Genomic DNA, 9,551 nt, shown 5'->3' with positions numbered 1-9,551 from the left:
ATCTAGTAAATTAAGATGTTATTTTTGAGATGTTATTTTTACCAGCTAAAAAGTAAGGCATCTAAAGCACTTGCACATAATTTCATGCGTTATTTTACAAAGGTGTTACATTATCCTTCAAAATAATGTGTATATGAATATTATTTGAGCTTATCGGCGATCTTTTTTATTAAACCCTTCGCAATTGCCTGCTTAGACATCAATGGCCATTTATCTATCCTTGTATTGTTTTGCTCTAAAATAACGACTTGGTCTTGATCATTACCAAAAACATTCTTCGAAACATCATTGGCTACAATCATATCTGCACCCTTACTCATTAATTTCTTTTGTGCGTTTTTAAGTAAATCATTCGTTTCCGCTGCAAAGCCAACTACTACTTGATTTGCCTTTTTATGACGCGCGACTTCACGCAAAATATCCTTAGTTTTTACTAGAGTTAAAGATAAAGTATTTTGCTCAGGATCTTTCTTTAATTTATGGTCGGCCACCTTTGCCATTCGCCAATCTGCTACCGCTGCAGCCATAACCAAAGCATCCCCCTGCTCAAATTCTCTCTTCACTGCAGTTAACATCTCTTCACTACTTGCTGCATGAATCAATTCAATATTGCCTGCCTTAGGTAGTTCAACTGAAACATTGCCATAAATCAACTTTACTTGTGCACCAGCATCTGCTGCTTCTTGGGCTATAGCAATCCCCATTTTTCCACTTGAACGATTGCCAATAAAACGAACTGGATCGATTGCCTCTTGTGTTCCACCAGCTGTTACTATGACTGTTTTATTTTTCAGGATCTTATTTTGATTCAAGATATTCTCTACCCAAGCTGTAATTTCTTCAGGTTCAGGCATTCTGCCTTTAGCAACATAACCTTCAGCAAGCATCCCTGTGGCTGGTTCCATTACATGAACGCCATCTCTTTTTAAAAGTGATACATTGCGCTTGGTTGCAGGATTATTCCACATTTGATCATTCATAGCAGGCACAACTAATTTAGGTGCTTTTGTTGCCAAAATAGTTGTACTAGCTGCATCATCTGCAATTCCATTAGCCATTTTACTGATAAAGTTTGCTGTTGCAGGGACAACCAAAGCTAATTGACTCCAACGCGCTAAGTGCACATGAGGGATGCTAGCCTCATTTTCTTTTTCCCATAAATCATCTAAAACCGGATATTTTGTTAAAGCTGCCAAAGTATTAGTCGTTACAAAATGCTCTGCATTTTTGGTCATCACTACCCAAACATCATGCCCTTGTTTTTCTAAATTACGAACGACTTGAACAGCTTTATAAGCCGCAATTCCGCCTGTTAAATAAACTGTTATTCGTGTCATTTCTTTTGTTCCTCTTCTAAAATCATTCGTTTTCATTTTATCTCATTCCAGAAAATAGTAGAATAATTTATAGGGGTTAGATTTTGGAGGATAAAATAAAAAAGTGAGATTCATAGCAAAGATAATAGTTTCTTGTCTATTATTGATTACCCTTTCATCCTGTAGTTTTAATAAACAAGCAACTTCATATCCCAAGGTTAAAACAATTAAAGTAGTTGACGAACCGATTTTTCTTAAAAAGCCTCAAATTAGCAAAATGATTCCTTATTCACCATTAAGATTAAAAGATTTATCTACCAAAAAAACGATCTATATTAATCCAAACCAAATTTTGGAGCATTCAAAGAAATGACTAGGTTCATTTCTTTTTTAATTTGCATATAAAAAGGTTGTCATATATAAATTGGTCCTATAAAATTTAAGTAATACAGAAAGGAACTTCATATATGCCAAATTTATCTAATGATTTAAATTCAATTATTAACAAAAGACTTAATAATTTATCTGCTTCAAAAATTCGGGCATTTGATCAAAAGGTTTCAGGTATCCCTAGTATTATCAAATTAACTATCGGTGAGCCTGACCTTGCTACACCTGAACATGTTAAGCAAGCGGCCATCGCTGATATTCAAGCTGATGATTCGCACTATGCTCCTCAAGCCGGAAAGCCGGAACTTCTTGACGCCATCAGCAACTATCTTGACCGTTCAATCGGTGTTCATTATGATCCAAAAAGCGAAATTTGCGTTACTGTCGGAGCTACTGGTGCTTTAAACGATGTATTTATGACCTTGTTAAATCCTGGTGATAAGATTTTAGTACCTACTCCTGTATGGGCATTATATTTCCAATTAATTAAGATGACTGGTGCAATCCCTGTTCAGATTGATACTAAGAAAGATGGCTTTATTTTAACCCCTGAACATTTGCGTCATGTTTTAGAGGGTCGTGGTAAAGGCGCAAAAGCAATCATCTTAACTGATCCATCTAATCCAACCGGCCGTGTTTACCCAGCAGAGACATTGAAGGCTTTAGCTGAAGTTATTAAAGAATATAAGATCTTCTCTGTCACTGATGAAATCTACGCTGAATTAGTTTACGGCAATGCCGAACACCATTCACTTTCAGAATATATTCCTGAGCACAACATCCTTATTTCAGGTTTATCTAAGGCATATGCAATGACTGGTTGGCGTTTAGGTTATATTGCTGGTCCAAAGCAAATCATGCAAAGCATTCGCAAAATCAATGCCTTTTTAGTAACCTCAGTAACAGACAATGTTCAAATGGCTGCTGTAGAAGCTTTAAATAATGGCCAAGATAATCCAATTCAATCACGCAAGATTTATGAAAGTCGCTTGCAATTTATGCAAACTGGTTTGGAGAAGTTAGGCTTTGAAATGGCCACTCCACAAGGTGCCTTTTACATCTTTGCCAAGATTCCTGAAAAATATGGTACTGATGATGAAACCTTTGCATATGAATTAGCTCAAAAAGCAAAAGTTGGTGTTACCCCTGGCCGTTACTTTGGTAAAGGTGGCGAGGGATACGTTCGACTTTCCTACGCTTCATCAACTGAGCAATTACAAGAAAGTCTTCGTCGAATTACTGACTTTGTTAATAACTTATAAATCCATACTAAAAAAGAGCGATCCAACGATCGCTCTTTTTTATTTGTCTTTTATTCTACTTATTCCAAGTTGAGTTTTCTTTAGCATCTTCAGCGGCTAAATCTTCAAGACGCTTTTCAGCTGCCTTGACACTATCTTCATACTTAGCTTCAACTTCAATACCCAAGTCATTCAATTGTTGATCTGCAACTGGAGCTGGAGCGTGCATCATAGGTTCTGAAGCACTAGCATTCTTAGGGAATGCCAATACGTCACGGATGTTGTCCTTATCAGCAAGCATCATAGCGAATCTGTCAAGACCGATTGCCAAACCTGCGTGAGGTGGGAAGCCCATGTCTAAGGCGTCAAGCAAGTAACCGAATTGTTCATAAGCACGCTTTTCAGTAAAGCCTAATGCCTTGAACATGTTTTCTTGGATTGAACGCTTGTGGATACGGATTGATCCACCACCCATTTCGTCACCGTTCATTACGATATCGTAACTACGAGCATGTGCCTTGTGTGGTTCAGTAGTCAAAAGTTCTACACCCTTGTCGTCTGGCATAGTGAATGGGTGGTGAGCTGCTACCCAACGACCAAGACCTTCATCGTATTCGAATAATGGCCAGTCAACAACCCAAACAAAGTCGTAAACGCCCTTTGGAATAATGCCAGTTTCCTTAGCAAATTCACGACGAAGGTGGTTCAAACTGTCACAGCAGACCTTCCACTTATCAGCGATGAATACAACTAATTCTCCGCCTTCAAGATCGAATTCTTTCTTCAAAGCTTCCTTGTTTTCGTCAGTTAAGAAACGAGCAACAGGACCTGAGAATTCGCCACCTTCAAACTTAACCCAAGCTAAGCCCTTTGCATGGAAACGCTTGATGAATTCTGCCTTTTGGTCGATTTTCTTACGTGAGTATTCCTTAGCACCATTCTTAACAGCGATACCCTTAACAAAACCGCCATCAGCGATTGCACCTGAGAAGACTTTGAAGTCGCTGTCCTTAAAGATTGGGCTCAAGTCATGAATAAGCATACCGTAACGAGTATCAGGCTTATCACAACCGTACTTGTTCATTGAATCGGTCCATGAAATACGCTTAATTGGAGTCTTAAGGTCGATGCCCTTAACGTCCTTCATAATCTTCTTCAAAAGACCTTCAGTGTAGCCTTGAATAGTTTCTTCGTCTGCAAATGACATTTCCATATCGATTTGAGTAAATTCTGGTTGACGGTCACCACGAAGGTCTTCGTCACGGAAACAACGAGCCAATTGGTAGTACTTGTCAAAGCCAGCACCCATGAGCAATTGCTTGAACAATTGTGGTGATTGTGGAAGTGCGTAGAAGCTACCTGGGTAAATTCTTGATGGAACTAAGTAGTCACGCGCACCTTCTGGAGATGACTTACCTAAAATTGGAGTTTCAATATCGATAAAGCCATTTTCATCAAAGAATTCGTGAGTAGCACGCAAAATCTTTGAACGTAAGATAATAGCTTGTTGAACTTCTGGACGACGAAGGTCAAGGTAACGATACTTCAATCTAGTTTGTTCTGAAATTTCAACGCCATTCTTAATTTCAAATGGAGGGTTCTTAGCCTTGTTCAAAACAATAATATCAGTTGCGTCAACTTCAACTTGACCAGTCTTCATGTCAGGATTTACTTCTGAACGCTTAACTACCTTACCCTTAACTTGAAGTACGTATTCATTACCAAGTGAGTCTGCAATGTCCATTAACTTCTTACCAGAGTCCTTGTTAACAACAATTTGTACGATACCTGCACGGTCACGTAAATCGATAAATACCAAGTTACCAAGGTTACGTACACGTTGTACCCAACCATAAAGGTTTACATTTTCACCAATATATTTTTCAGTAATATTGCCACAATAATCTGTTCTTTTTTCGATTTTTTCCATTATTACTAGTCCTTTAATTCTTTCATTACTTTATTCATATCATTAATATCTTCAAGGCTAAGATCAATGGTCTTACCGTCAGCTAAACGCTTAACATTCAAGATGCCATTTTCAAGTTCTTTTTCACCTAAAGTGATTACATACTTGGCACCTTCACGGTCAGCCTTCTTGAATTGGCCCTTAAGCTTCTTCTGGTTAACATCAAAATCAGCTTCAAAGCCTTGCTTACGCAAGCTTCTAGCAATTTCGATAGCCTTTTGAGCAGTGCCATCACCGATATTAGTAATGAAGAAATCAATGCCTTTATTTTCAAACAAAGCTGGATTTTGCTTTTCAAGAACAAGCATTAATCTTTCTTCACCAATACCAAAACCTACAGCTGGAGTTTGTGGACCATTGAATTCTTCAACCAAATGATCGTAACGACCACCACCCAAAATGGTAGTTGCTGATTCCCAAAGACTCTTATCTTCAACCATGAACTCGAAAATAACGCCGGTGTAATAATCAAGACCACGAACCAAATCATCATCAATCACATAATCAATACCTAATTGATCAAGCATCTTCAAGATTGATTCAAAGTTAGCCTTAGAATTATCATCCAAGAAATCACGAATCTTAGGTGCATCTGGTAAGAACTTCTTATCACAATCATCCTTAGAATCCAAGATACGAAGAGGATTATCACGTAATCTTCTTTGAGAATCTTCTGATAATTCGTCCTTAACTGGAGTGAAGTAATTTACTAATGCATCGTGATAATCTTTACGAACTTGCTCATTTCCCAAAGTGTTGATGTGAAGTTGGTAGTTCTTAACGCCCAATTCTGCAAGCAAATCGTGACCCATCATAATGGTTTGAACATCAGAAAGTGGATTGCTTGAACCAAAACTTTCTACACCGATTTGGTGGAATTCACGTTGACGACCTGCTTGAGGACGTTCATATCTAAAAGTAGATTCCATGTAAAATACGTTAAATGGCTTTACTACTTCTGGTGCGTACATCTTGTCTTCAACGTAGGCACGAACTACGCCGGCAGTTCCTTCTGGACGAAGAGCAATATGACGACCACCTTTATCGTTGAAGTCATACATTTGCTTTTCTACGATTTCAGAACTATCGCCGCTTGAACGTGAGAAAATTTCGTAATTTTCAAAACTTGGCGTACGAATTTCACGGTAGTTGGCGCGGTTGAAGAAATTTCTTGCAGTTTCTTCGACCTTTTGCCATGAACCGGATTGTTCAGGCAAAATATCGACTGTACCTTTTGGTTTTTGTACTCTCATTTAATCATCCTTTTTTATTTTGATAACTTTAATAATAAAAAAAGCGCCCTTGAACTAAATCAAGGGCGCTCAAATTAGCACGGTACCACCTTTTTGGTTGCTGCGATTAACGCTCGCCAGACGATCCATTATCTGTTAAAGGTGTCACAGACCGCAATCTATCTGCTCTCTCACCACAATGAGCAGTCTCTTTAAATAGATCTTTGCTAATCTTCATTCTTTGTCATCGATAATTCTTTTTTAGCTTATATTTTTATTGTATTAAAGTCAACCTTTGAAAGCGATTTTCTCTAAAGATCTAACACAATTGTGAATGGACCATCGTTTTCTAAGCTAACTTGCATGTCAGCACCAAACTCACCGGTCTCAACATGGAAGCCATCTTGCTCAAGTTCTTTATTGAAATCTTCCCACAATTCCTTAGACTTAGGTGGACGCATAGCATCGACAAAGCTAGGACGGTTACCCTTCTTAGTGTTAGCCATTAGCGTAAATTGACTAACACTCAAAATTTCACCGCCAACATCTTTCAAAGATAAATTAGTCTTACCATTTTCATCTTCAAAAATACGCATCTTGGCAATCTTATCAGCTGCTTTTTTCACAACTGGAAGTTCATCCCCATTTTTGATGCCGACTAATAACATAAAACCCTTGCCAATTTTACCAACGGTTTTACCGTCGATATTTACTTGAGCATGGTTAACTCTCTGAATTACAACTCGCATTAATTATCTGACCTCTTAGTTTCATAAACATCTGGAATATCACGCAACTTGCTTAAAATCTCATCAAGCTGCTGTGAATTCTTAACTGCAACTGTCACATACATATGAGTAATGTTGTCTTCATTAACCTTACCTGAAATATTATTAATATTCTTAGTAAGTGAATTCAACTTATTAATTACATCACTGAGCAAGTTAGAACGATTGTAGCCAAAGACTTCGATATTCGCATTAAATGATTGAACGCTGTTTTCTTCAACATTCTCCCATTCAACATCAATTAAACGGCCTTGCTCTTCTGCTTCCTTAGTAATATTTCTACAATCGGTTCTATGGATAGTCACTCCGCGGCCTTTAGTAACATAACCGATGATCTTGTCACCAGGAACAGGGTTACAACATTTAGCTAAATGAAGCATCAAATCACTAACGCCTTGAATCATGACGCCATTCTTATGCTTGACCTTCATTGTAGAACTAGAGTTTTTCTTTGGTTGCTCATCTTGAATAGACTGCTGACCAGAATTAAGGATCTTTTCTTCTAATTCTTTTTGCTTTTGCTTCTCATCTTCACGACGCAAGTCAACCGTTAACCGGTTAACTACGGCTTGAGCTGATAAATCACCAAAACCAACTGCAGCATACAATTCTTCCTCAGTATGGTAGTTAAAGTGATCCAACAATTTTTCAACGTGCTCTTTATCCATGAAGTCTTTAGGAGCAAGTCCTTCTTCACGAATCATATTAGCTACCATTTGTTCACCGTGAGTGGTGCTTTCTTCACGGTCTTGGCCTCTGAAGTAACGACGGATCTTGTTACGTGCTCTTGAGGTCTTAACCATATCGGCCCAGTCACGTGAAGGAGTGGCATTAGTTTGCGTCATAATTTCAATGACGTCACCGTTTCTCAACTTGTAGTCAAGTGGAACCAACTTGTTATTTACTTTGGCACCAACCGCATGGCTACCTACTTGGGTGTGAATTGCGTATGCGAAGTCCAAAGTTACAGAACCCTTTGGCAATTCGTAAACTTCACCCTTTGGTGTGAAGACGTAAACACGGTCAGAGAAGATATCACTCTTAACTGACTTCATGAATTCGCCGGCATCTTTAGTTTCATCCTTCAATTCAAGAATTTCACGAACCATGTCTAGCTTTTCACCAGAAGAGCTTTCTTGCACACCAGTGAAGTTACCACGTTTGTATGCCCAGTGTGCGGCAACACCGTATTCAGCAACCTCATGCATTTGTTCAGTTCTAATCTGAATTTCTAGTGGACGACCGCCAGGTCCAATGATAGTTGTATGCAAGGATTGATAGCCGTTAACCTTTGGCATAGCAATATAATCTTTAAAACGCCCAGGCATTGGCTTCCATTCTGTATGCACAGCACCTAAAACAGCATAACAATCACGGACATTTTTCACAATTACTCGGACAGCAAGCAAATCGTAGATTTCATCAAAATCCTTATGCTTATTAACCATCTTTTTATAAATGGAGTAAATATGCTTAGGACGACCATAGATTTCATACTTAATGCCTAATTCATCCAAGGTCTTTCTCAGAGTCTTAATGGTATCAGCGATATACTTTTCTCTTTGACTTCTTTTAACATCCATTAAGTTAACGATGCGGTAGTAAGCCTCAGGATTTAAGTAGTGGAAACTCATATCTTCCAATTCCCACTTGATAGTACCAATACCTAATCTATCAGCTAGTGGTGCATAGATATCCATTGTTTCTGAGGCGATCCGGCGTTGCTTATCAGGACGCAAATGTTGCAAAGTATGCATATTATGCAAACGATCGGCCAACTTAACCATGATTACTCTCAAATCTTTAGCCATCGCAATTAACATTTTACGGTGATTTTCTGCTAAAAATTCTTGGTGAGACTTGTACTCATATTTGTTTAATTTGGTTACACCATCGACAATAAAAGCAACGTCTTCGCCAAATTTTTCCTTTAATTCATCATTGGTAACCGGTGTATCCTCAACAGTATCATGCAAAAAACCTGCAGCAATTGTATCCGGATCTAGGCCAAGCGTAGCCAAAGTTCCTGCAACTTGCGTTGGGTGAATAATATAAGGTTGTCCGGATGCCCGTTTTTGGCCAGCATGTGCTTTATTTGCAAATTCATATGCCTTCTCTACAAAAGCAACCTGATCATCATTCATATACTTTTTACAAGTATCAATCACTTGATCATGCGTCATTTCAATGTATTTAGACATTCTGGTCATCCCTTCTAACGGTAAATATTTTTATTCATTAAGCCAAAGGCTTCAATTATTAGATAAATCAAGCCAAACATTAAATTATATAAAGCAAATTTAGGCAGAATTGCTAAGCAAAAAATGATCGGCAACAATAAAAGCCACCATTTTTTAAGCTTTAATTTCAAGATTAAATTACCAACATGATAAGCGATCAAACTATTAATTATCATAAATAATATTCCCTCACGCCAAACAATTGACACGTGAAGAAGACTTGAAATGTAAGGCAAGATTGCCACTAAAATACTCCACCAGATAAGCGGCATCCATTGATAGGTGTTTAATTTTTTGATTATCGGAATGTTCTTAATTTTATCCCCTATTTTTCTCATTAAAAATTCGTGCCTCTCATCAAAGTTTAATTTAATT

The 9,551-nt window shown here is 38.0% G+C and carries 7 protein-coding genes; 1 reads left to right on the top strand and 6 read right to left on the bottom strand.

Going from position 1 to position 9,551, the window contains the following annotated elements; all coding sequences use genetic code 11:
• Positions 1–140: 140 nt before the first annotated feature.
• Entirely contained in the window at positions 141–1,337 is a 1,197-nt protein-coding gene (gene coaBC / locus CP368_RS03805; RefSeq protein ID WP_056945428.1) for a bifunctional phosphopantothenoylcysteine decarboxylase/phosphopantothenate--cysteine ligase CoaBC, read from the bottom strand.
• A gap of 446 nt (positions 1,338–1,783) precedes the next feature.
• Here coaBC and CP368_RS03795 point away from each other — a divergent pair, with 446 nt between their 5' ends.
• A complete protein-coding gene (locus CP368_RS03795) occupies positions 1,784–2,968 on the top strand; it encodes an aminotransferase class I/II-fold pyridoxal phosphate-dependent enzyme (RefSeq protein ID WP_025005817.1) in 1,185 nt (394 codons plus the stop codon).
• Positions 2,969–3,023: 55 nt separating this feature from the next.
• On the opposite strand, the gene aspS is transcribed toward CP368_RS03795, so the two are convergent.
• The 5 genes from aspS to CP368_RS03770 all read right to left on the bottom strand — a co-directional run bounded on the left by aspS (position 3,024) and on the right by CP368_RS03770 (position 9,514).
• Positions 3,024–4,877: an aspartate--tRNA ligase gene (gene aspS / locus CP368_RS03790; RefSeq protein ID WP_087235584.1), complete on the bottom strand. Its 1,854-nt coding sequence runs from the start codon at positions 4,875–4,877 to the stop codon at positions 3,024–3,026.
• Positions 4,878–4,882: 5 nt separating this feature from the next.
• Positions 4,883–6,169 (bottom strand): histidine--tRNA ligase, encoded by a 1,287-nt coding sequence (hisS, locus tag CP368_RS03785; protein WP_098045764.1) that lies wholly within the window; start codon positions 6,167–6,169, stop codon positions 4,883–4,885.
• Positions 6,170–6,459: 290 nt separating this feature from the next.
• Positions 6,460–6,897 (bottom strand): D-aminoacyl-tRNA deacylase, encoded by a 438-nt coding sequence (gene dtd, locus CP368_RS03780; protein ID WP_098043666.1) that lies wholly within the window; start codon positions 6,895–6,897, stop codon positions 6,460–6,462.
• Positions 6,897–9,137, bottom strand: a complete 2,241-nt coding sequence (locus CP368_RS03775) for a bifunctional (p)ppGpp synthetase/guanosine-3',5'-bis(diphosphate) 3'-pyrophosphohydrolase (protein ID WP_087176194.1) — start codon at positions 9,135–9,137, stop codon at positions 6,897–6,899. The genes dtd and CP368_RS03775 overlap by 1 nt, the downstream gene beginning before the upstream one ends.
• 14 nt (positions 9,138–9,151) lie before the next feature.
• A complete protein-coding gene (locus tag CP368_RS03770; RefSeq protein WP_025005813.1) occupies positions 9,152–9,514 on the bottom strand; it encodes a hypothetical protein in 363 nt (120 codons plus the stop codon).
• Between the last annotated feature and the right edge of the window lie 37 nt (positions 9,515–9,551).

Source organism: Lactobacillus sp. UMNPBX17 (genome assembly GCF_002553735.1).
Lineage (GTDB): Bacteria > Bacillota > Bacilli > Lactobacillales > Lactobacillaceae > Lactobacillus > Lactobacillus gallinarum.
This window is presented reverse-complemented; position numbering and strand designations above follow the sequence as displayed.

What these genes read in the sequence shown, in the direction of transcription:
- coaBC (WP_056945428.1), bottom strand. Translation starts at nt 1,337, where the DNA reads ATGACACGAATAACAGTTTATTTAACAGGCGGAATTGCGGCTTATAAA.
- hisS (WP_098045764.1), bottom strand. Translation starts at nt 6,169, where the DNA reads ATGAGAGTACAAAAACCAAAAGGTACAGTCGATATTTTGCCTGAACAA.
- aspS (WP_087235584.1), bottom strand. Translation starts at nt 4,877, where the DNA reads ATGGAAAAAATCGAAAAAAGAACAGATTATTGTGGCAATATTACTGAA.
- CP368_RS03770 (WP_025005813.1), bottom strand. Translation starts at nt 9,514, where the DNA reads ATGAGAAAAATAGGGGATAAAATTAAGAACATTCCGATAATCAAAAAA.
- dtd (WP_098043666.1), bottom strand. Translation starts at nt 6,897, where the DNA reads ATGCGAGTTGTAATTCAGAGAGTTAACCATGCTCAAGTAAATATCGAC.
- CP368_RS03775 (WP_087176194.1), bottom strand. Translation starts at nt 9,137, where the DNA reads ATGTCTAAATACATTGAAATGACGCATGATCAAGTGATTGATACTTGT.
- CP368_RS03795 (WP_025005817.1), top strand. Translation starts at nt 1,784, where the DNA reads ATGCCAAATTTATCTAATGATTTAAATTCAATTATTAACAAAAGACTT.